Here is a 21,120-nt window from a genome sequence, read left to right as displayed (position 1 = left end):
TTATGCCTTGCGTTTATCAATACATTCCATTAATTTGATTCTTCGAGCATCCGCGTTAATAATTTTAAACTCAAAAGAATCAATCGTAATCGTTTCCCCTCGTGAAGGTAAATGACCAAAACTATTCATTACAATCCCACCTATTGTATCATAAATTTCCTCACTAAAATCTGCTTTAAGTTGTTCATTAAATTCATCAATCGGCATATGGGCTTTAACAATATAGTGTCCATCTTCATGCGTCTTAAGATACGCATCTTCATCGATATCGAACTCATCTTCAATATCCCCAATAATCTGTTCGATAATGTCTTCAATGGTCACAAAGCCAGAAACTTCACCATATTCATCCACCACTATGGCCATGTGATTTTTGTTACTACGAAATTCACTCAGTAGGCTATCTAAGCGTCGACTTTCAGGAACAAAAGTGGCCTGCCTACAAATATCAAGTAAGTCAAAGGAATCCAAGTTAGCAGATTGATAGCGTAATAAATCTTTTGCGTGTAATACTCCAATGATTTCATCTGAGTCTGCAGTGATTACTGGAAATCTTGAATGGCCAGTTTGGGTGACTGTTTTGATGATGTCGCAGAATTGTTCATCTTCTTTAATACAAATCATCTGATTTTTTGGCAACATAATATCTCGCACACGCATTTTGGAGAATGAAATAGCACCTTCTATCATTGCCAAAGTTTCAGCACTAATAAGAGAGCGAATCTGTGCGTCTCTTAGTAAACTAACAAGTTCCTCTTGATTTTGTGGTTCTCCTTGTAAAAACTGCTTAAATCGAGCAAACCACGTACTGTTATCTTCCTCTTTATTCAAGTTAATTACCCTCTGCGTCGTAAGGATTTGGTAACCCAAGCTCAGCTAATAGTTTAATTTCAATAGCTTGCATTACGGCCGCTTCATCATCTTTAATATGATCATAGCCTAATAAATGCAATATTCCATGAATCAAAATCAATGCCCAATGGGATTCTAAAGTTTTTTTAAGATGCTTACTTTCTTCTAATAAAACTGTGGGGCAAATTACGACATCACCTAGTAATGGACACTCCAATTGTATCTCCGGAGGTAATGAACTGGGAAATGCCAAAACATTTGTGGTTTTATTTTGTTTTCTGTAGGTATGATTTAGATGAATCATTTCTTCTGGTGTAACCAGACGAACGGTGAGTTCAGCTTCTTTTTGATAATCTCTTAAAGCCAGTGAGGCCCAGTTTATTATTTCATCTTCGCTGATAGGTAGTGATTCATCAGTTGCGTTTTGGATATCGATATAATAAGTCATTTATTTTTTTCCTGTTGATGCCTGATCATAGCAGTCAACAATTTTAGATACTAACGGATGTCGTACCACTTCACGACTTGTAAACGTATGAATACTGATTTCCGGTATTTTTTTGAATAATCCTACTGCATGCGCAAGTCCAGAATCAATACCTTTAGGTAAATCAACTTGGGTCACATCTCCAGTTACTACAGCCTTTGAGCCAAAACCAATACGTGTTAAGAACATTTTCATTTGCATAACTGTTGTATTTTGTGCTTCATCAAGAATTATAAATGCTTCGTTTAGAGTTCGACCACGCATGAATGCTAAAGGTAAAACCTCGATAATATCAGTTTGAATGAGTTTTTGAGTTTCCTTGAAGCCTATCATTTCATATAATGCGTCATAAATAGGTCTCAGATAAGGTAGTACTTTTTCTACTAAATCTCCTGGGAGAAATCCTAATTTTTCGCCTGCTTCTACTGCCGGTCTTACAAAAATCAACCTTTGTACTTCCCCTTTTTCAAAACATTGTATCGCTTTAGAAACTGCTAAATAAGTTTTCCCAGTTCCTGCTGGACCAACAGCAAAGGTTACATCAAAACGATCAATTGAATCGAGAAAATCAGCTTGTTTATTATTTCGGGCGACAATTGATTTTCTGCATAGTTTAACATGATGAACATTATGGATCATTATTTTTTGGTTTTCCTTAAAAGTAATATATTATGAGTATAGTATTTATTATACTTTTTAGTTGTGTAAGGTTTAAGCTCACAAGAATAGTTCAGAACGCGCACCTTCTGCAAGATTTATGCTACAATCATTCTTTTTTGGTATAACATTCATTCATGATCGATCTTCATTGTCATAGCAGTTTTTCTGATGGATTCTTAAGTCCGAAGGAAATAATCCAAAGAGCACAAAGCAAACAGATTCAGTGTTTATCGCTAACAGATCATGATACAGTCTCAGGTTATCCTGAATTATTGCAAGCGGCTTCTACCACTTCGATTAAAATAATTAATGGTATAGAGTTTAGTGTCCGATGGAAAAAGCATGAATTACATATCCTAGGGTATCACATGGATTATACGCCGGATTTCTTCGAGCTTATTCAAAGACAAAATCAAAATAGAGTAGCGCGTGCGCAGCAAATTGGGACTGCATTGGACTTGCTTGGTATTGCGGATGCTTATTCAAAGGCATGTAACTTAGCGGGACATGAGCGCGTTGGTAGACCTCATTTTGCACAAGTTCTTGTAAATGAGGGTAAAGTTAAAGACCTTGCTACTGCATTTAAGCGTTTTTTGGGGAGAGGTAAGGGCGCTTATATTCCTACTCCTTGGATTAGCATCCAGGAAGCTGTCGAGGGCATTATTGATGCTGGTGGTCAGTCAGTAATTGCTCATCCACTTAAATACGGATTGACGCGTTCTAAATTGCATGAGTTAATTAAAGAATTTAAAGAAGTTGGTGGCGTGGGAATAGAAGTGGTTTCAGGTGAGATGACTGTAACTGAAGTCAATGAAATGGCTGCGATATGTCTTCGGTTCAATTTATTAGCTTCTTCTGGATCGGATTATCATAGTGATATTGCTTCGCGAGTAAAGCTTGGCGGTCAGAGGCCACTCCCAGTAAACTGTACACCTATTTGGCATGAATGGAACATTTAACAGGGGACTTTATGAGTCAGTTTTTTGCATTACATCCTGATAATCCACAGGCTCGTTTATTGAGAAAAGCGGTGAATATTATTGAGGAAGGGGGATTAATTGTTTACCCTACTGACTCAGGTTACGCGTTGGGTTGTAGTTTAGGTAATAAAGCGGCACTTGAACGTATTAGAAAATTACGCCAATTGGATAAAAATCATAACATGACTCTGGTATGTCGTGATTTATCTCAGCTTGGGACTTATGCCCGTGTATCCAATCCAATATTCAGATTATTGAAAGCATTTACGCCCGGTTCCTACACATTTATTCTTAATGCAACCCACGAGGTTCCACGATTAATGCTGCATCCTAAAAGAAAAACCCTAGGATTAAGGGTCCCCGATAATATGATTACACTTGCACTATTAGAGTGTCTCGAAGCTCCGTTAATGAGTACGACATTGATTCTCCCGGGTGCAAAAGCCCCATTGAGTGAACCTGAAGCGATTCACGATCTTTTAGGGCATCAGATCGATTTAGTTATTGATGGTGGTAATTGTGGACAAGAACCCACAACGGTAATTGATTTGACTGGTGATTATCCAGTGATAATTAGGGAGGGTAAGGGTGATCCCGAACCTTTTAAGTAATAATTAATATTTATAAAGAGGATATTGATGTCAGCATTATTTAGTTCCAATAAACGAGTTGTTTCTGGAATGCGTGTCAGTGGAAGATTACATCTTGGGCACTACCATGGTGTAATAAAAAATTGGATTAAATTACAACATCAATATGATTGCTTCTTTTTTGCAGCCGATTGGCATGGCTTAACTACACAATATGATGAGACGGGTTTCATAGAGAAACATTTGTGGGATATGATTGTGGATTGGCTGGCTTGTGGAGTAAATCCTGGATTATCACGAATATTTATCCAATCTTGGGTTCCAGAACATGCAGAATTGCACTTACTTTTATCCATGATTACACCGTTAGGGTGGTTGGAACGGGTACCGAGTTTTAAAGATCAACAAGAAAAACTAAAAGAAAAAGACTTATCAACCTATGGATTTTTAGGTTATCCCTTATTACAAAGTGCTGATGTTCTTATCTATCATGCTGATTATGTTCCTGTTGGTGAAGATCAAGTATCACATATTGAGCTTACTCGAGAAATTGCGCGTCGATTTAATCATATCTATGGTAAAGAACCTAATTTTGAAGAGTTGGCAGCCGAAGCAATTAAGAAAATGGGCAAAAAGAACGGTAAGTATTACAGCGAGTTGCGTCGTCAATTTCAGGAGCATGGAAATCATGAGGCAATTAAAACAGCACAAGCATTGTTAGAAGATCAACCCAATTTATCTATTGGTGATAAAGAGCGTCTCCTAGGTTACTTGGAAGGAAGTGGCAAAATAATTCTACCTGAACCTCATCCATTACTTACCGAAACTGCAAAAATGCCTGGCATTGATGGACAAAAAATGTCTAAATCTTATCATAATACAATTATGTTAAGAGAGCCTCCTGAACAGGTTGAGAAAAAGATATTAACTATGCCCACTGATCCAGCGCGAATCAAACGAACAGATCCTGGTGAGCCAGAAAAATGCCCAGTTTGGCAATTTCATAAAATTTACTCGAATAATGAAGTTAAAGATTGGGTTCAAAAAGGCTGTCGTTCAGCTGGTATTGGTTGCATTGAATGCAAACGACCCATCGTTGACGCGGTTAATAAAGAATTAAAACCTATCCAGGAAGCAATTACGGAATATGAGTCTGATTTGAGTTCAGTAAAGCGAATTGTTTCTGAAGGAAGCGAGGCCGCACGAGAAGTTGCTTGTAAAAATTTGAGTACCGTACGAGAAGTTATGGGCCTCGATTATTGATGTCTGGACGTTGTATGGGTACTTTTGAAAAATCCTGGACGAATATAATAGTGTCCAGGTTTCACTACTTCACCAACTTCACAGTACCGATTTATGTTGATCTTTGAAGGTGTCTGCAAGGAGCCTAATAAAGAATGAGTTTTTAGCATGGATATTGAATTAGCAAGTAAACCAGAAGTAAAAGCAATTATTGACGGTAAGGAGCTTACGGAGCTCCCAGATGATTTGTTTATTCCTCCTGATGCACTAGAGGTGCTTTTAGACTCTTTTAGCGGACCTCTAGACTTGCTTTTATACCTTATTCGCAAACAGAATATTGATATATTGGATATTCCAATTGTTAGTATCACGAAGCAATATTTGCATTATATTCAATTAATGGAATGCAGACGTTTAGAATTAGCTGCTGATTATTTATTGATGGCTGCAATGCTTGCAGAAATTAAGTCTCGATTGTTGCTTCCGGCTCCTCCTACTAGTGGAGAGGAGGAGGAAGAGGATCCTCGTATGAGTTTAGTACGAAAACTTCAGGCCTATGAACAAATAAAAGTTGCTGCGGAATTGCTCGATGCACTTCCACGACAAGAGCGAGATCATTTTCAAATTCAAATTGTTCCTTCTGAGCTTGAACGTATCATAGTTCATCCAGACGTACAGTTAGAAGATTTAATTACGGCAATGAAATCCTTATTACAAAGAGAAGAGCAGACAAGCCACCATCAAGTTTCACGCGAAGTATTATCGGTTCGTGAGCGAATGAGTCATGTATTAGCGCTTCTCCAAGAACATAATGTTTTAGAATTTAGTCAATTATTTTCAATCGAAGAGGGACGAATTGGTTTGGTAGTTTCTCTGTTAGCCATTTTAGAATTAGCGAGACAATCACTCATTGTGATCACGCAAAACGAAGCATTTTCTTCAATACATTTACAGGCAGCATAAGATGGATGAAAAGGAATTAAAAAACGTAGTTGAAGCGCTACTTTTAAGTTCGAATGAACCACTCTCTATAGATAGACTGCTAGATGTATTCGATGAATGGCAAAGGCCAACTAAAGAACATTTAGTTTTTATTATTAATGACTTAAAAGAAGACTATACCTCTCGATCCATTGAGCTTATCCAAGTTGCTACTGGCTTTATTATCCAAACCAGAAAAGAATATAGTAGCTGGGTTGCACGAATGCAAATTGAAAAACCGAGTAAATATTCTCGTGCTTTGCTTGAAACTTTAGCTATTATTGCTTATAAGCAACCTGTTACCCGAGCTGATATTGAGGAGCTTCGTGGTGTGGCAGTAAGTAGTCAAATAATAAAAACCTTATTGGAGCGAGAATGGATTCGGGTTTCTGGTTATAAAAATGTAGCGGGTAAACCCGCTGTATACACGACTACAAGAGAATTTTTGAATTATTTTAATTTAAAATATTTAAATGAACTTCCAACCTTACCTGAGGTTATGGAAGCATTAACTTTACATAATCCTAATGAAGAGTATATTACTGAATGAGCAGCGAAAGGTTACAAAAAATACTAAGTCAAGCTGGCCTTGGATCTCGACGAGAAATGGAGCGTTGGATAGAAAATGGCTGGGTCCAAGTTAATGGCAAACCAGTAAAATTAGGTGACTCAGCAAGTGCCGAAGATAAAATCACTGTAAAAGGAAAGTTAATTGCTAATCCCCTTAAAGTGAGGCAAAACACCCGCATTCTGCTTTACCATAAACCTGTAGGTGAAATATCAAGCCGTCATGATCCTAAATTTGAGAAGACCGTTTTTGATCATCTACCTCATTTACGACAAGGCCGTTGGGTTCAGGTGGGTCGTTTGGATTTAAATACTTCTGGTTTACTTATCTTCACCAATAATGGTGATTTGGCGAATCAATTAATGCATCCTAAATATGGCTTAGAAAGAGAATATGCAGTTAGAATTCATGGTCAAGTGAGTCCGGAGGCTTTAAATATTTTACAAAAAGGAGTGGAACTTGACGATGGAATAGCTAAATTTACCCGCTTAGAATTCCGGGGTGGAGAAGGCTCGAACTCCTGGTATCATGTGACCTTAAATGAAGGACGTAATAGGGAAGTACGACGTTTATGGGAGTCCCAAGGTGTTGAAGTAAGCCGATTGATACGCATTCGTTATGGTGTATTAACTATGCCAAGATTTTTATCGCGTGGCCAATGTTATGAATTAACGCCCAAAGAGGTTACTGAGTTTTTAGCTTCTTTGCCTAAACAATAATTTATATCAGTACTTTTAATATAGGGAATTTTGTCGTCATCCCTTGCAAGACGCGGGATGACGGGACGCGGTATTCAAGAGGATGCTGCCCAAATGGGTCGACCCTACATTTAATTTTAAGCAGTATATGTCTTTTTCTCTTTACTAAAAGGCTTTAATGATTCTGCAATTTGTTTATATAATTCAGGAAGCCATCTCGGTTGTGCAAAGGTAGTGGTGGATGGTTTGCTCTTACGTAAATCATTGGGTGCGATAATTACCTGAATATTACTTAAACCTACGCGACGTGCCAAAATAAAAAGTTGATCTATAGCGAGATCTCCCACAGCCAGACAACCTACAGATAAGTTTTTACCATGGATAAAAATATTATTGCCTAAATTTCTTCTCCCATCTTGATAACCTTTTTGTTTATCAAAATTATTGGGGTAATTAATCATCATTGACAAATGCATACTGCTGAATGGATTAAAATTAACTAATTTATAAACACCTTCAGGGATTTGTTTATCATTTTCACGTAACTTAGGACCTAGCCGACCACTGAATCCTGTTAAAGGGTAATCATGAATATGTTTCCATGATTGATTAGAGTCTTTAGCCCAGAGCTCCACTTTTCTTTCGGATTTAAAAGCAAGTAACGCAATATCACTCGGAGGATAACTTACCTTAGCTTTTGAGAAATAAGATTTCAATTGCGGTTCGACACGTAAGCCATATCGTTTAATTGCTCGGTCGACGGCTTGATCCCAATTAAGTTTAGGTGCCATAGCAAAGCAATTCAGGCTAAATATCATTATGACAAATGCAAATAACCGTTTCATAGAAATACTAGAGTGATGGATTGTTGGCATGTTATCAAATATTAATACAAAGAACAATTTAACCTCCCAGACTTCACGTGCAAATAAATTCATTTAATGCTTTTTATTGATTTTCTTCTCAGAATGGATCAATAGATTTAACTTTTATTTTTTTGTTTGAGTAGCATTTGTTTTTTTATGGGTAATGACATTTGTGTAGTAATGAAATCGGGGCTCGTTGCTAGATGGCCTACAGAGGGTAATAGACCATAATAGTTCGGACAAAGGTAGGCGACAGAACTGTCTCGATCAATTTTATAAAATACATACTTACTATCACAATATCCAGGCTTGTCAAAGAGGGCCACCTGCATAACGGGTGTTCCTTCCATCTTATTCTCTATAAAGAATGCATTAATCCACAGATTGCTAATCAGAATAAATGCTCCCACAACTAAAAGTGCATTAACAAAAGTATATGCGTATTTAAAAGCAGGGGCATTTATACTTAAATGCGATATGACTTGTATTAGGGCAAGGAGCAAGATAAGTAAATTAAATGAATAAATTCCTGCATTAAGATAGTTAAAATAGGTTCCAAAAATTTCATTTCCAGAGAATTGAAAATGAATGAGAAGTGCAATAAGGCTCAGCCAAAGAGATGAAATAATGTAATAAATAGCGTGTCGTTTTATTCCAATAATAAAGAGTACTAGTGCAATTAATGGAAAAAGACTTTGGATTAATTTTCCCAGTGTATACATTTGAGTCATACTCTAAAAATTAAGTGATATATACTTTAAAACTATATAGTTATATCAGTATTTTGGGCATCTGTATAGATTGTACTAAGCTTGAGTTTAAGTGTAATAAATTATCGTTGCCCTGAGGATGTTTTCCTTTTTAATCGATCATCTTGAGAGTATGTAGGAGAACTGTTTGGACGATGTCCTAATAAAGTTACTTGAAAAAGCTGTGTTGTGACATGGTTAAAAGGTAGTGTCATTGTTTTCTTTAATAAGGGTTAAGTATGGTTCTGTTGGATATATTGTTGTTTTAATCATACTCTCTGGCAATTTGATTTGTTTGACTACAAAAGGATTTTCAGTTTTAAACATATAACTTAATGGATTTATTAAATTTGGGAAATAACCCTGATTACTCATTTTCTTATTTGCTCGAGTAGATGGATGAACGCTACCTATCCATAATGGCTGATTTGATTCTAATATATTATAACTTGACTCCCAAATTCTTAATTCCAAAGTTAACTTAGTTTGTTGATCGGAATAAGTCATTATCAACATGGGCGGCTTATTTTCATACAACTGAGTAAACAATGGCAATTTAACGCTGTTTGGTTTTTGACTCATTCGCAAAAGTAAATTGGTAAAAAATGAATCTTGATGCGGTTTCCATCCATTCTTTTCTAGCGAATTTTGAAGTGTATCCAAATTGCCTGAGAATTGAATGTTCAATAAACTAATTCGTTTACCTATCCGACTAAATTGGTAAATTGGTAAAGTTGGCTTTTCTTGCCCCCACCAAGTTTTTTCGCTTAAAGTAAATTTTTTATGATAGGGAGTATGGTTGTAAGATAAAGTTTTGAAATTTACATAGGTTGAGCCAAATGAAGGTAAAAAAATACCGATAAAAAGCAAAGAAATTAATAGTAATGACGGTATCGTTTTTTGCTGTGGGATATTAGATTTTCTATAAATCAAACAGTGAATCAAGCAAATTGTTGTACCCGCAAAGTACGATGCCAAAATGTCTGTGAGCCAATAATCTCCTAAATACAACGCACCTAAACCACTAAAACCAAGAATTGTAAATACAATTGACTTTGACATGTTGGTGAATAAATCATAGGTATTATTAAGATAAAATAAAATAAATCCATACAATGCTGTAGCAATTAAAAGATTAACTGCAGGAAAAGAAGAGCCAGGCATAACAATCAATAATCCAGACGGTCTAGGAATATGGATAAAATAAATAAGGGATAGAGCTAAAAAACTACTAAAAACAATAAGACTGCATAAATAAACTATGGCTGTTTTATTTTTCTGATAAATAAACCAGCCACAACAAATAATAAAGAGACTGAATATCGTTGTTGTAGCGGTTAATTGAGTACAAAAGATAAAAAATACTTTTAATGTGGGGGTATTAAAACTTTGTAGAAATAAATAAGTGGGATAATTAACGGAGGCAAGATATTGTGTCCCGACTGTTAGTCCTAAAAGTGTGAGAAAAAAAAGCAGGCAAAACATGGTTATCAATACCAGTGCAGCAGTATGGTAGTGATTTGATTCACCCTGAGGTGTAAGCATGCGGTACACGTAAACAAAAACAGAGTTGTCTTTAAGTTTTAGCCAGAAAGTATGTAAGTGAAGCTTTAAAATAGAGCTTAATAACCCAACAATTCGCTTTATGAATAAACTAATAAACCAAAGTACAGCAAGTAGAATAAGGATTAATATAAATAATCGTGTTGCGCTTTCAGTAGAGAGTTCATGACTTGCCGCTCCTATTGCAACACCCGGCATAACATATAAAATAGACCAGCCAATCGCTGATAAAACATTTGCTACAAAAAAACGCCAATGCTGCATATGTAGTATCCCTGCAATTACGGGAATAATTGAGCGTAGGGGTCCCACAAACCGACCAATTAATACACTTTTGCCTCCGTGTGTTTCAAAAAAATCTTTGCCCCATTGTATCCATTTGGGATATTTACTAAATGGCCAAATTTCAGTCAATCGATCGCTATAATAATAACCCAGGATATAACTAAGGCTATCTCCAACAACGGCCCCTAAAATCGCTGCCAATAAGGTAAGATCAATACGCATAATTCCGGAGCCAGCAAGGATACCTATGGCGGTCATAGTAACACTACCTGGTACAATACTACCTATAATTGCAAGGGATTCAGTTAGAGAAATTAGAAATGTGATAAATAATGACCAGTGAGGGTTTTGTTGCAACCAAACAGTGAGTGGCTGTACGTAATCTACGAACAAGTTCATATTTTTTCAGCGATAAAATTGTTGCAGAAAATATTGCACGAAATGCTGATTGACTTCGTCTATTTGCACGGTAGGAACAAACTGACTTATTTGAGTCATTTCCATTTTTGCAAATCCACATGGATTTATTCCTGAAAAAGGTTTTAAGTCCATATCAACATTAAGGGCAATTCCGTGATAAGTACGCCCATTTTTAACTCTTAACCCAATTGACGCAATTTTTTTCTCATTAACATATACACCCGGGGCGCCACAATGTATAGAACCTTCGATTTGATATTGTGCAAGCACGGAAATCAGAATCTGCTCCAATTGACTCACCAATGATCTTATCCCTAAATTTTTCCTATTAATATCCATTAAGACATATGCAACAAGCTGGCCTGGTCCGTGGTAAGTCACTTGTCCTCCACGATCCGATTGTACTACAGGGATAGATGCAGGATTTAGAATATGTTCGGGCTTACCTGCTTGTCCTTGAGTATAGACAGGGGAATGCTCCAAAAGCCAGAGTTCATCTTGTGTATGTATGTCTCGGTTTTGGGTAAACTCTTTCATTCGCAGCCAAACATCATTGTAATTTTGAATACCCAGCTGTTGTATTTTCATTATAGAACCATTTTCACGTCGGGATGTTGGGTAATGGCTCTATAAAATGTATCAAGCATTTCTTGATTTCTAGCATAAACCGTCACAGTTATTGCTAGATAATTGGAATCTTTACTCATTTTATGAGTCAGCGCATCTTCTGTAATATCAGGAAAGTGAGTGAAAGTAATTTCTCTGATTTCCTCTAGAAAAACAGTTGAATTGGTCCCTATTATTTTTATAGGAAAATCACAGGGAAATTCAATTAAAGTTGTTTTTTCCATTCTTAAACCCTATGGCTTAGGAGCCAAACCATCGTTTAAAGGCCAAACGTATTGAGTCCTTTGTTCGAGTATAAAAACCGCCTGATTCAACATCTTGCAAAGCATACAGTGGTCGAGTTGATACTACGTTATTGTCAAATTGAACCACCAAGTCACCTATTTTATCACCTTTCTTAATGGGAGCTTCAAGGTAAGAAGGAGCTTTTGTAGAGATATTAAGACGTTGATACTGACCAGTCGGAATAGTGATATATTGATCTTCATTTAGTCCTACAGCTATTTTATCAACACTTCCTTTATAAAGAGGAAGCTCGGAAATTGATTGTCCTGATTTGTAAAGCTGATGCGTTTCAAAGAACCTAAAACCATAATTGAGTAATTTTTCGCTATCATCGGCACGAGAAGAATCACTGGGTTCACCAAGAACAACAGCAAGTAAACGCATATTGTCACGTTTTGCAGAAGATACGAGACAAAAACCTGCTTCATTCGTATGACCAGTCTTTATACCATCCACTTGATTATCGCGCCATAACAATCGGTTTCTATTGGGTTGACGAATGCCATTGTAGGTAAACCACTTTTGCTTATACCAGTCATAATATTGTGGAAAATCAATAATTAAGGATCTTCCAAGAATCGCTAAATCTTTTGCCGTAGTATATAGGTTAGGGTCAGGCAAACCGGTACTGTCAGTAAAATGACTATTTTTCATTCCAAGATTTTGAGCTTGCTGATTCATAAGATCAGTGAAAGAATTTTCAGTTCCACCAACATGTTCTGCCATAGCCACACAGGCGTCATTGCCGGAGTCAACGATAATTCCTTTGAGCAGGTCTTCAACAGGAACTTGTTGACCTTCTTTAATAAACATACGTGAGCCACCTATTTTCCAAGCATCACGACTTACTCGGACATTATCAGTGAGGTGAATTTGTTCATGATGCAGGGCGTTGGATATCACGTATAAAGTCATCATCTTAGTTAAACTTGCTGGAGGTAAACGTTCTTCACTATTTTTTTCAGCAATAATTTTGCCGCTGTTTACGTCGATAAGTATGTACGCTTTCGCATTAAGAATTGGGGCCGCAGGAGTAACTAAAGGTTTATCATTCACGGTTGGCGAAGGTCTTTCCAAATCCGCGGTAGGTTTTGGAGGTAAGGAGTCTCCCTCAGCCATAGAATTTGTTGATTGTACAAATAATGTAATAATAAACAAAGTAGTTAATAAAATAGACGTTGCTCTTGTCATGTTGTTATCTAGTCCCAGTGCAAAATGCGAATATAGTACCACAGCCTTTTGCCGGCAACAAAATAGCAGATGAAAAATAATGAAATTTTTTTCAAAATAAAATAAATCTTCGAAATTATGTGATATTTCTGTATATTAACCAGAAAATAATAATTAAAAATAGAAAATATGCGAAAGATACTTATTGCCGTGACGATTATATTAGCCGGTTGTCAAACTACAAATCAGTCTCTTGATTCAGCATCAGCAGGAAGCAAGCAGCCTACACGACAAGTAACTCAGAATAAGAACAATACTAATTATTCCATATATAACCGTTATAAGAATAAAAACAATCGATATACCCAGCGCCAAGATGGAGCCCCAGCAAAAGCTAAAAAAATAAGTTTTAAAGAGCCGGTACCTTCCAAAGAGCCTTTGAGTCGATATGGCAACATATCAGAATATTCCGTTGATGGACGCTCATATCAAGTAATGAGAAGCTCATCAGGATATAAAGCAAGAGGAATCGCTTCCTGGTATGGCACAAAATTTCACAAACAAAGAACTTCAAGTGGGGAGCCTTATGATATGTATGTCATGTCCGCTGCACATAAAACTTTACCACTGCCCACATATGTAAAAGTTAAAAATCTAAATAATGGAAAGGTTGCAATTGTTAAAGTAAACGATCGGGGACCATTTCATTCCGACAGGATTATTGATTTGTCCTACGCTGCGGCTTTAAAACTCGGTGTCTTTCCCAAAGGGACTGCACCGGTTGAAATTGAAACATTAATGGGACCTAAAGGACAGGCCCACTATTATCTTCAGGCTGGAGCTTTTACAACCGAAGCCATGGCGAAGCGGTTAAAAGAAAAATTAACTCATATCACTCCATCCCCAGTATATATTGAGCATTACAAGCAGCATTATATTGTGAGAGTTGGTCCATTTGGTTCTAAAAATATGGCCGATAGTCTAAAACGCAAATTAACACTTAATGGAGTGAAGGGTTCTTTTTCCGTTTTAGTTTAATTCATATGAATTTTGATGGCTTATTAATGGATTAATGGATAAAATTATCACGTCAAACTTCAGAACATTTGAATTATTATAGTAATAAAATTGTATAGGCCTTATGTACTAGCGCAGTATATATCAATTTTGTGTTTAACTTCTTGTTCTAGTGTGCTTAATCTGGCTTACAATGTTCTTTATTAAGGTTGGTTTTATTTTAATATTAAGGTGCTGAATCAATGCATGATGGCTCTGTGTTTTATACCATATTTTTAATTTTCGCAGGAGCAGCATTTCTATCCACCTTGGTTCTTTACACCAAACAGTCTTTGCTGGTTGCATATATTCTTTTGGGTGCAGTATTTGGACCATGGGGTTTAAAGCTTGTATCTGATGTGAGTATTGTCAAACAAATTGGTGACGTGGGAATAGTTTTCTTATTATTCCTACTTGGATTGCATTTGCAGCCACAAAATCTCGTTCATATGCTTAAGAAAGTTACATGGATTGCTTTAATAAGTTCTGCTCTTTTTGCAGTTACTGCATATTTTATTGGCAGGTTCTTTGGGTTGACAGTGGCTGAATCATGGATTTTAGGCGCTTCAATGATGTTTTCAAGTACCATTATTGGGTTGAAATTATTACCGACGACTATCCTACACCATCAACATACTGGTGAGGTCATGATAAGCGTATTGCTTATGCAGGACGTTATTGCAATCATTGTATTGATCTTAATTAATGGAGCCCAGCAAACAGGTGGTTTCTCCATAGATGATATAATTTTAGTAGGCATTAATTTACCTGCTTTGTGCCTTTTTGCATTTGCTATTGAGAAATATGTTTTAATCCGGTTGCTGGCTCGTTTTGATAGAACTCAGGAATATGTATTTTTATTATCAATTGGTTGGTGCTTGGGGTTATCAGTTCTGGCACAGAAGATGGGGCTCTCAGAAGATATTGGTGCTTTTATTGCTGGAGTTGCACTTGCAGCAAGCCCAATCTCCCTTTTCATTGCAGAGAGTTTAAAACCCTTAAGGGATTTTTTCCTGGTCATGTTTTTCTTTTCAATCGGAGCAACTTTTAACTTTGGTTTGGCACAACAAGTTATAATTCCTGCGCTTATTTTGTCTGCTTTAGTGCTTCTGCTTAAACCTGTTTTATTTTATTTACTTCTTGAAAAATCGGGTGAAAAGAAACATGTTGCCAAAGAGGTAGGTATACGATTGGGACAAGCAAGTGAGTTCTCATTGCTGGTTGCCAGTATTGCCTTGAGTACCGAACTGATTTCGAATAAAGCTTCTAATTTAATTCAGGCAACTACTATATTAACTTTTATTGTTTCATCGTATTTTGTTGTATTGAAATACCCCACACCCATAGCATTCTCTGATAAAATGCGTAAGGACTAAAATAATGAAATTATTGGTAATATTATTGTGTTTATTAAGTGAACGTTTTTTGATTCACTCTGTTTCCTATCAGCGATTTTATTGGTTCCCAGATTATTGTCAAAAGATCAAAAATATGGGGAATAAACATAGTTTTCTTAATAATCCATGGGCACTTTTGGTTTTAATCATAGTACCTATTTTACTGCTGGTGTCTCTGCTTTATCTTTTGCTGAACCCTGTGGTGTTCGGTTTAATGGGATTTCTTTTGAGTGTACTCGTTTTCTTTTATTGCCTTGGTCCCCAAAATGTTTTTTACCCAATAGTACAATCAGATACAAAAAGTAACCAAGAGCTTGTCGGGGACTATTTTATCTTAGTTAACAGACAATTATTTTCTCTTGTATTTTGGTTTATCATCGCCGGACCTATTGGAGCTTTGGCATATCGTTTAATTACTTTATGCCGCGAGATTCCTTTCATAGAGGAGCAGGCAGATGAAGTTACTGATCTGTTTGAATGGATTCCAGCTCGTTTAACTGTATTGCTTTTTTTACTTGTAGGAAATTTCCAACGAGGCTTTTCTTTATTTACGAATTACTTTCTCGCCAAACCGGATATGAATAATGAGATGTTACGAGAGTGTGGGCTACTCGCGGTTAGAACAAATGAAACAGACGAGATTCCTATGCCAGTAGCAGAAGGATTGGTTGAGCATGCAATTATTGTTATGTTGGTTTTTATTGCTTTATTTACATTAATTACCTGGTTGTAATTATGTTTTAAGAGTTTTGAGCTGAGAGCATTTAACTGCATAATCATTTTTGTGGATTTTATATGAATTCTTTTGAGCGTCTAATTTGTTGCACTATAATATTAATGCTTGCTGGTTGTCAGGGGTTTCATCAAAATGCATTAACAGGCCAAGCATTAGAACAATGTAATACGACATGTGTGCAGCACTTTGAGTTTTGTAAAGATAACTGTATTAATAATTGTCAGACATGTTCCTATGTGTCTCAACGACAAGCGGAAAAAAGTTTTGCGAAATATGTACATGAGCGAAGAGTTCAAGGTAAAAAGGTGATGCGCGAGTTGAATTCTTACCGCGATCCACTACAATGCCGCAAAGTAACATGTGATTGCTCATCAGATTTCACAATTTGTAAGAAAGGTTGCGCTGGTGTAATTCCAAAATAATTACAAGCTGTACCTTATTGAGTTTAATAGATTTCGGGGAACACTTTCATGGCAAATGAAAACAATTTAGATTTGGATCCTATAGAAACACGTGAATGGCTGGATGCCCTGCAAGCTGTATTAATCAATGACGGTCCGCAACGCGGAGCTTTTCTTTTGAAACAGCTTCTTAGTAAAGCAAATGCAGAAGGGGTTAACTTAACCAGTTCAATTAATACACCCTACAGAAATACCATTAATCTGCATGAAGAAAAGCAAATACCTCCTGATGAGGGTATTGGTAAGCGGATTAGTGCTTTGATTCGTTGGAATGCGGTGGCAATGGTGTTACGTGCAGGTAAATATGCTCCTGAACTAGGGGGGCATATCGCTTCGTACGCTTCCTCATCTACTTTGTATGAAACAGGTTTTAATTACTTTTTTAAAGGACCCAATGGCGAGCATGGGGGGGATTTAATATATATCCAAGGTCATTCTTCCCCCGGTATCTACGCTCGTGCTTTTCTTGAAGGGCGACTTACAGAAGAACAATTGGGTAAATTCAGACAAGAAGTAGAAGTTGATGGTCTATCCTCATACCCGCATCCGTGGTTAATGAGTGAGTTTTGGCAATTTCCTACTGTATCTATGGGATTAGGTCCTTTACAAGCTATTTATCAAGCACGATTTTTAAAATATTTAGAAAATCGAGGATTAATAAAAACTGAGGATAGGAAAGTATGGGCTTTTCTTGGTGATGGTGAAATGGATGAGCCTGAATCAGTAGGGGCTTTAAGTATTGCAGCGCGTGAAAAGCTTGATAATCTTATTTTTGTGGTTAATTGTAATTTACAGCGCCTTGATGGACCTGTACGTGGCAATGGCAAAATAATTCAAGAACTAGAAGGTTTATTCCGTGGTGCTGGCTGGAATGTAATTAAAGTGATTTGGGGTGGACGCTGGGATCCATTGCTAGCGCGTGATAAAGAGGGTTGGTTGCAAAAACGTATGGAAGAGTGCGTGGACGGTGACTATCAAGCCTATAAAGCAAATAATGGCGCTTATGTGCGACAGCATTTCTTTAATGAATATCCCGAATTAAAGAAAATGGTTGAAAATTATACCGACGAAGAAATCTGGAGATTGAATCGTGGTGGCCATGATCCTCAAAAAGTTTATGCTGCCTATGCTAAAGCGGTTGAACATAAAGGTACACCCACTGTTATTTTAGCAAAAACAATTAAAGGTTATGGAATGGGAGCCGCTGGTGAAGGACAAAATATTACTCACCAACAAAAGAAAATGACTGTGGAGCAACTGAAGGCATTTAGAGACCGATTTAGTATTCCTATCAGTGACGACCAAATTGCTGATATTCCATTTTATAAACCTGCAGATGATAGCCCTGAAATTAAATACATTAAGAAACAAAGAGAAATATTAGGCGGTTATCTACCATCGCGATCAACACAAGTAGAACCTTTAAAGGCTCCTGAGCTTGCTGAATTTTCATCTGTTACTAAAGGCTTAGGTGACCGTGAAATTTCCACAACGATGGCATTCGTACGTATTCTTTCAACATTGTTGAAAAGTAAAGAAATCGGCCCACGGATCGTTCCAATTGTTCCTGATGAATGCAGAACGTTTGGAATGGAAGGTTTATTTAGACAAATTGGTATTTATTCTCCAGTGGGTCAACTTTATACACCGGTAGACCATGAGCAAGTAATGTTTTATCGTGAAGCGAAAGATGGACAAATCCTTGAGGAAGGAATTAACGAGGCAGGAGCTTTTTGTTCGTGGATTGCAGCAGCGACTTCTTACAGTTCAAACAAATTAGCGATGATCCCATTTTATATTTACTATTCTATGTTTGGATTTCAACGTATTGGCGATTTGGCTTGGGCTGCTGGGGATATGCAAGCTAGAGGATTTCTATTAGGCGGAACTGCTGGACGAACCACACTGGCAGGGGAAGGATTGCAACATCAAGATGGACATAGCCATTTATATGCTTCAACAATTCCAAATTGTGTTTCTTATGATCCCACTTATGCTTATGAACTTGCTGTGATTATCCAAAACGGTTTATATCGTATGTTCGAGAAGCAGGAAAATATTTTTTATTACATTACCGTAATGAATGAAAACTACATGCATCCAGATATGCCAAAAGGGGTTGAAGAGGGCATCATAAAGGGGATGTATGTATTGCAAGAAACCAAGAAGAAGTCCAAACAACATGTTCAATTAATGGGAAGTGGAACCATATTGCGTGAAGTCATTAAAGCGGCACAAATGTTAAAAGATGATTATGCTGTGACTGCAGATATTTGGAGCGTAACAAGCTTTAATGAATTAAGAAGAGATGGGTTGGCTGTAGAACGTTATAATGCAATGCATCCCAAGGAAAAAGCACAAAAAAGTTATGTTACAACTCAATTAGAGGGCAGACCAGGGCCAGTAATAGCTGCAACAGATTATTTACGAATTTATGCAGATCAAATTAGACCGTTTGTACCTAATCACTATGTAACTTTGGGTACTGATGGTTATGGAAGAAGTGACACACGAGAGCGACTACGTCATTTCTTTGAAGTAGATGCTAAATTTATTGTTCTCGCAGCATTAAATGCTTTAGTTGCCGAAGGAAGTATTGATAAGTCTAAAGTTGTGGATGCTATAAAGCGCTATAACATTAATCCTGATAAATTAAATCCGGTTAATCATTAGAATTAAAAATATATAGTAGGCTTGGTAATTCAAGTTTTGGTGGTAATGGAACCATAAATTAATCACTTAGATATGTTTTCTATTCCATCAAGGCTTGAGTACACTGAGCAATCTTTTGAGGAAAAACATGGCAAACGAAATAGAAGTTAAGATTCCTGATATTGGTGGAGCGACTCAGGTTGATGTGATCGAAATAATGGTTCAAGTAGGAGATCAAATTGAAGTTGATACGCCACTCATTACTTTGGAATCAGATAAAGCCAGCATGGAGATTCCTTCTCCAGTTGCAGGAAAAGTCACCAAACTGAATATTAAAGTGGGTGATAAAGTGTCTGAAGGCGATCTGATTCTTTTTGCCACGGTGGAAAAAGAATCGAATAACGAAAAAGAAAATGAAACTCCACCTGCTAAAAAGGAACCGGTCAATTCAGAGCCAAAAGAATCTCAAGTGACACAAGAAAAGAAATCAGAACAATTAAAAGAAGTTAAAATTCCCGACATTGGTGGCGCAAGCCAAGTAGACGTGATTGAAATCATGGTTCAAGTTGGGCAACGAATTGAAGTAGATACGCCACTGATTACTTTGGAATCAGATAAAGCCAGCATGGAGATTCCTTCACCGATTTCAGGAACTATAACGAAGCTTAATGTTAAAGTAGGTGATAAGGTCTCTGAAGGTGATTTGATTCTTTTAGCTGCCTTAGAAAGTGGATCTGAAATTGAAAAAAGTAAAACCGCTACAGCCGAGCAGAAGCCAGCAAGTGTTGCTGCAACAACAAACCAGACAGAATCTAAAAAAGAGGAGCCAGCTTCTCCTCAAGCTGCTTTTGTTGAGCCAGTAAATTCTTCAAAATTAATTGCTGCAGGTCCTGCTGTAAGGCGCATAGCTCGTGAATTCGGTGTAAATCTTGATGCAGTAAAAGGTACTGGTCGTAAGGAACGGATTACTAAAGAGGATGTACAAGCCTATGTTAAAGGTCGTCTTAGTGAGCAACCGAGTCAAGGCTCTCTTAACATTCAACCTAATCCAGTAATTGACTTTACTCAATTTGGTGATATTGAAACTAAACCACTGAATAAAATTAAAAAGCTTACTGGAGTTAACGTACATCGTTCTTGGATAACCATCCCTCATGTTACTCAATTTGATTCAGCTGACATTACTGATGTTGAAGCATTTAGGAAGTCTGAATCAGGACAGGCTAAAGAAAAAGGATATAAACTCACTTTGCTGGCTTTCGTATGCGCTGTAGTGAGTAAAGCACTAAAGGCATTTCCTCAATTTAATGCATCATTAGATGCTTCTGGCGAAAATCTTATCTATAAAAAGTATTTCAATATAGGTATTGCAGTAGAGACTCCTAACGGTCTGGTTGTTCCTGTAATTAAAAATGTGGATAAGTTAACTGTAGCTGAAATTGCGGCTGAAATGACCCGTTTAAGCACTAAAGCTCGAGATAAAGGCTTGATGCTCAATGATATGTCAGGAGGATGCTTTACAATTTCCAGCTTAGGTGGAATTGGTGGGACATCATTCACACCCATAGTGAATAGTCCCGAAGTAGCTATTCTGGGATTATCTCGCTCGGAAATAAAACCGGTCTATGAAAACGGTACCTTTCAACCAAGATTAATGTTGCCTTTGTCTCTATCCTATGATCATCGAGTTATAGATGGAGCTGAAGCGGCGCGTTTTACTCGTTTTGTTTGCGAGTGCTTAAGTGATATAAGACGAATTTTACTCTAATTTTTATAAATATCTAATTGAAGAGGC

At 37.0% G+C, this 21,120-nt stretch carries 20 protein-coding genes; 11 read left to right on the top strand and 9 right to left on the bottom strand.

What is annotated here, in order from left to right; translation table 11 throughout:
- From ACWTE2_RS18480 to ACWTE2_RS18470, 3 genes are read right to left on the bottom strand one after another with little or no spacing between them, the layout of a single operon-like run.
- Positions 1-837 carry an HlyC/CorC family transporter gene (locus tag ACWTE2_RS18480; RefSeq protein WP_454784423.1) on the bottom strand — a complete coding sequence of 279 codons (837 nt, stop codon included), beginning with the start codon at positions 835-837 and terminating at the stop codon, positions 1-3.
- Positions 833-1,300: an rRNA maturation RNase YbeY gene (gene ybeY, locus ACWTE2_RS18475; RefSeq protein WP_454783820.1), complete on the bottom strand. Its 468-nt coding sequence runs from the start codon at positions 1,298-1,300 to the stop codon at positions 833-835. The genes ACWTE2_RS18480 and ybeY overlap by 5 nt, the downstream gene beginning before the upstream one ends.
- A complete protein-coding gene (locus ACWTE2_RS18470) occupies positions 1,301-1,978 on the bottom strand; it encodes a PhoH family protein (protein WP_454783819.1) in 678 nt (225 codons plus the stop codon).
- 155 nt (positions 1,979-2,133) lie between these two features.
- On the opposite strand from ACWTE2_RS18470, the gene ACWTE2_RS18465 reads away from it, so the two are divergent.
- The 6 genes from ACWTE2_RS18465 to ACWTE2_RS18440 all read left to right on the top strand — a co-directional run bounded on the left by ACWTE2_RS18465 (position 2,134) and on the right by ACWTE2_RS18440 (position 7,079).
- Positions 2,134-2,958 (top strand): PHP domain-containing protein, encoded by an 825-nt coding sequence (locus ACWTE2_RS18465; RefSeq protein WP_454783818.1) that lies wholly within the window; start codon positions 2,134-2,136, stop codon positions 2,956-2,958.
- Between the two features lie 11 nt (positions 2,959-2,969).
- Positions 2,970-3,590, top strand: a complete 621-nt coding sequence (locus tag ACWTE2_RS18460; protein WP_182390753.1) for an L-threonylcarbamoyladenylate synthase — start codon at positions 2,970-2,972, stop codon at positions 3,588-3,590.
- 27 nt (positions 3,591-3,617) lie between these two features.
- Complete coding sequence (locus ACWTE2_RS18455) at positions 3,618-4,832, top strand: tryptophan--tRNA ligase (RefSeq protein ID WP_454783817.1); 1,215 nt, start codon at positions 3,618-3,620, stop codon at positions 4,830-4,832.
- A gap of 147 nt (positions 4,833-4,979) precedes the next feature.
- Positions 4,980-5,774 (top strand): segregation and condensation protein A, encoded by a 795-nt coding sequence (locus ACWTE2_RS18450; RefSeq protein WP_454783816.1) that lies wholly within the window; start codon positions 4,980-4,982, stop codon positions 5,772-5,774.
- A gap of 1 nt (position 5,775) precedes the next feature.
- Complete coding sequence (scpB, locus tag ACWTE2_RS18445; RefSeq protein ID WP_454783815.1) at positions 5,776-6,342, top strand: SMC-Scp complex subunit ScpB; 567 nt, start codon at positions 5,776-5,778, stop codon at positions 6,340-6,342.
- Entirely contained in the window at positions 6,339-7,079 is a 741-nt protein-coding gene (locus ACWTE2_RS18440; RefSeq protein WP_454783814.1) for a pseudouridine synthase, read from the top strand. The genes scpB and ACWTE2_RS18440 overlap by 4 nt, the downstream gene beginning before the upstream one ends.
- Positions 7,080-7,195: 116 nt before the next feature.
- Here the strand turns inward: ACWTE2_RS18440 and ACWTE2_RS18435 are convergent, their stop codons facing one another.
- The 6 genes from ACWTE2_RS18435 to ACWTE2_RS18410 all read right to left on the bottom strand — a co-directional run bounded on the left by ACWTE2_RS18435 (position 7,196) and on the right by ACWTE2_RS18410 (position 13,044).
- On the bottom strand, positions 7,196-7,903 hold the full coding sequence (locus tag ACWTE2_RS18435; protein ID WP_182393662.1) for a L,D-transpeptidase family protein: 708 nt from the start codon (positions 7,901-7,903) through the stop codon (positions 7,196-7,198).
- Between the two features lie 137 nt (positions 7,904-8,040).
- Positions 8,041-8,646 carry a type I secretion system protein LssZ gene (locus ACWTE2_RS18430; RefSeq protein WP_182393661.1) on the bottom strand — a complete coding sequence of 202 codons (606 nt, stop codon included), beginning with the start codon at positions 8,644-8,646 and terminating at the stop codon, positions 8,041-8,043.
- A gap of 225 nt (positions 8,647-8,871) precedes the next feature.
- Positions 8,872-10,920: a VTT domain-containing protein gene (locus ACWTE2_RS18425; protein WP_454783813.1), complete on the bottom strand. Its 2,049-nt coding sequence runs from the start codon at positions 10,918-10,920 to the stop codon at positions 8,872-8,874.
- Positions 10,921-10,926: 6 nt separating this feature from the next.
- Entirely contained in the window at positions 10,927-11,529 is a 603-nt protein-coding gene (gene lipB / locus ACWTE2_RS18420; RefSeq protein WP_182390747.1) for a lipoyl(octanoyl) transferase LipB, read from the bottom strand.
- Positions 11,529-11,792 (bottom strand): HP0495 family protein, encoded by a 264-nt coding sequence (locus ACWTE2_RS18415; RefSeq protein ID WP_454783812.1) that lies wholly within the window; start codon positions 11,790-11,792, stop codon positions 11,529-11,531. The genes lipB and ACWTE2_RS18415 overlap by 1 nt, the downstream gene beginning before the upstream one ends.
- 16 nt (positions 11,793-11,808) lie before the next feature.
- Positions 11,809-13,044, bottom strand: coding sequence for a D-alanyl-D-alanine carboxypeptidase family protein (locus ACWTE2_RS18410; protein WP_454783811.1), 1,236 nt, complete (start codon positions 13,042-13,044; stop codon positions 11,809-11,811).
- 168 nt (positions 13,045-13,212) lie between these two features.
- Here ACWTE2_RS18410 and ACWTE2_RS18405 point away from each other — a divergent pair, with 168 nt between their 5' ends.
- From ACWTE2_RS18405 to aceF, 5 genes are all read left to right on the top strand, one after another.
- Positions 13,213-14,061 (top strand): septal ring lytic transglycosylase RlpA family protein, encoded by an 849-nt coding sequence (locus ACWTE2_RS18405; RefSeq protein WP_454783810.1) that lies wholly within the window; start codon positions 13,213-13,215, stop codon positions 14,059-14,061.
- A 221-nt stretch (positions 14,062-14,282) separates the two neighbouring features.
- On the top strand, positions 14,283-15,455 hold the full coding sequence (locus tag ACWTE2_RS18400; protein ID WP_182390743.1) for a cation:proton antiporter: 1,173 nt from the start codon (positions 14,283-14,285) through the stop codon (positions 15,453-15,455).
- A gap of 4 nt (positions 15,456-15,459) precedes the next feature.
- Complete coding sequence (locus ACWTE2_RS18395) at positions 15,460-16,209, top strand: regulatory signaling modulator protein AmpE (protein WP_182390742.1); 750 nt, start codon at positions 15,460-15,462, stop codon at positions 16,207-16,209.
- Positions 16,210-16,682: 473 nt separating this feature from the next.
- Positions 16,683-19,346, top strand: coding sequence for a pyruvate dehydrogenase (acetyl-transferring), homodimeric type (gene aceE / locus ACWTE2_RS18390; RefSeq protein WP_454783809.1), 2,664 nt, complete (start codon positions 16,683-16,685; stop codon positions 19,344-19,346).
- A 127-nt stretch (positions 19,347-19,473) separates the two neighbouring features.
- The gene (gene aceF, locus ACWTE2_RS18385) at positions 19,474-21,093 is read left to right on the top strand and encodes a dihydrolipoyllysine-residue acetyltransferase (RefSeq protein ID WP_454783808.1); all 1,620 of its coding nucleotides are present in this window, start codon (positions 19,474-19,476) and stop codon (positions 21,091-21,093) included.
- Positions 21,094-21,120: the final 27 nt, after the last annotated feature.

The organism is Legionella nigrisilvae (genome assembly GCF_977063395.2).
The sequence above is the reverse complement of the archived record's forward strand: the minus strand, read 5'-3'. Positions and strand labels throughout refer to the sequence as shown.

Bases quoted from the DNA above. Each gene is read 5' to 3' on its own strand.
- ybeY (WP_454783820.1), bottom strand. From the start codon at position 1,300: ATGACTTATTATATCGATATCCAAAACGCAACTGATGAATCACTACCT.
- ACWTE2_RS18470 (WP_454783819.1), bottom strand. From the start codon at position 1,978: ATGATCCATAATGTTCATCATGTTAAACTATGCAGAAAATCAATTGTC.
- ACWTE2_RS18465 (WP_454783818.1), top strand. From the start codon at position 2,134: ATGATCGATCTTCATTGTCATAGCAGTTTTTCTGATGGATTCTTAAGT.
- ACWTE2_RS18460 (WP_182390753.1), top strand. From the start codon at position 2,970: ATGAGTCAGTTTTTTGCATTACATCCTGATAATCCACAGGCTCGTTTA.
- ACWTE2_RS18455 (WP_454783817.1), top strand. From the start codon at position 3,618: ATGTCAGCATTATTTAGTTCCAATAAACGAGTTGTTTCTGGAATGCGT.
- ACWTE2_RS18450 (WP_454783816.1), top strand. From the start codon at position 4,980: ATGGATATTGAATTAGCAAGTAAACCAGAAGTAAAAGCAATTATTGAC.
- scpB (WP_454783815.1), top strand. From the start codon at position 5,776: ATGGATGAAAAGGAATTAAAAAACGTAGTTGAAGCGCTACTTTTAAGT.
- ACWTE2_RS18440 (WP_454783814.1), top strand. From the start codon at position 6,339: ATGAGCAGCGAAAGGTTACAAAAAATACTAAGTCAAGCTGGCCTTGGA.
- ACWTE2_RS18435 (WP_182393662.1), bottom strand. From the start codon at position 7,903: ATGAAACGGTTATTTGCATTTGTCATAATGATATTTAGCCTGAATTGC.
- ACWTE2_RS18430 (WP_182393661.1), bottom strand. From the start codon at position 8,646: ATGTATACACTGGGAAAATTAATCCAAAGTCTTTTTCCATTAATTGCA.
- ACWTE2_RS18425 (WP_454783813.1), bottom strand. From the start codon at position 10,920: ATGAACTTGTTCGTAGATTACGTACAGCCACTCACTGTTTGGTTGCAA.
- lipB (WP_182390747.1), bottom strand. From the start codon at position 11,529: ATGAAAATACAACAGCTGGGTATTCAAAATTACAATGATGTTTGGCTG.
- ACWTE2_RS18415 (WP_454783812.1), bottom strand. From the start codon at position 11,792: ATGGAAAAAACAACTTTAATTGAATTTCCCTGTGATTTTCCTATAAAA.
- ACWTE2_RS18410 (WP_454783811.1), bottom strand. From the start codon at position 13,044: ATGACAAGAGCAACGTCTATTTTATTAACTACTTTGTTTATTATTACA.
- ACWTE2_RS18405 (WP_454783810.1), top strand. From the start codon at position 13,213: ATGCGAAAGATACTTATTGCCGTGACGATTATATTAGCCGGTTGTCAA.
- ACWTE2_RS18400 (WP_182390743.1), top strand. From the start codon at position 14,283: ATGCATGATGGCTCTGTGTTTTATACCATATTTTTAATTTTCGCAGGA.
- ACWTE2_RS18395 (WP_182390742.1), top strand. From the start codon at position 15,460: ATGAAATTATTGGTAATATTATTGTGTTTATTAAGTGAACGTTTTTTG.
- aceE (WP_454783809.1), top strand. From the start codon at position 16,683: ATGGCAAATGAAAACAATTTAGATTTGGATCCTATAGAAACACGTGAA.
- aceF (WP_454783808.1), top strand. From the start codon at position 19,474: ATGGCAAACGAAATAGAAGTTAAGATTCCTGATATTGGTGGAGCGACT.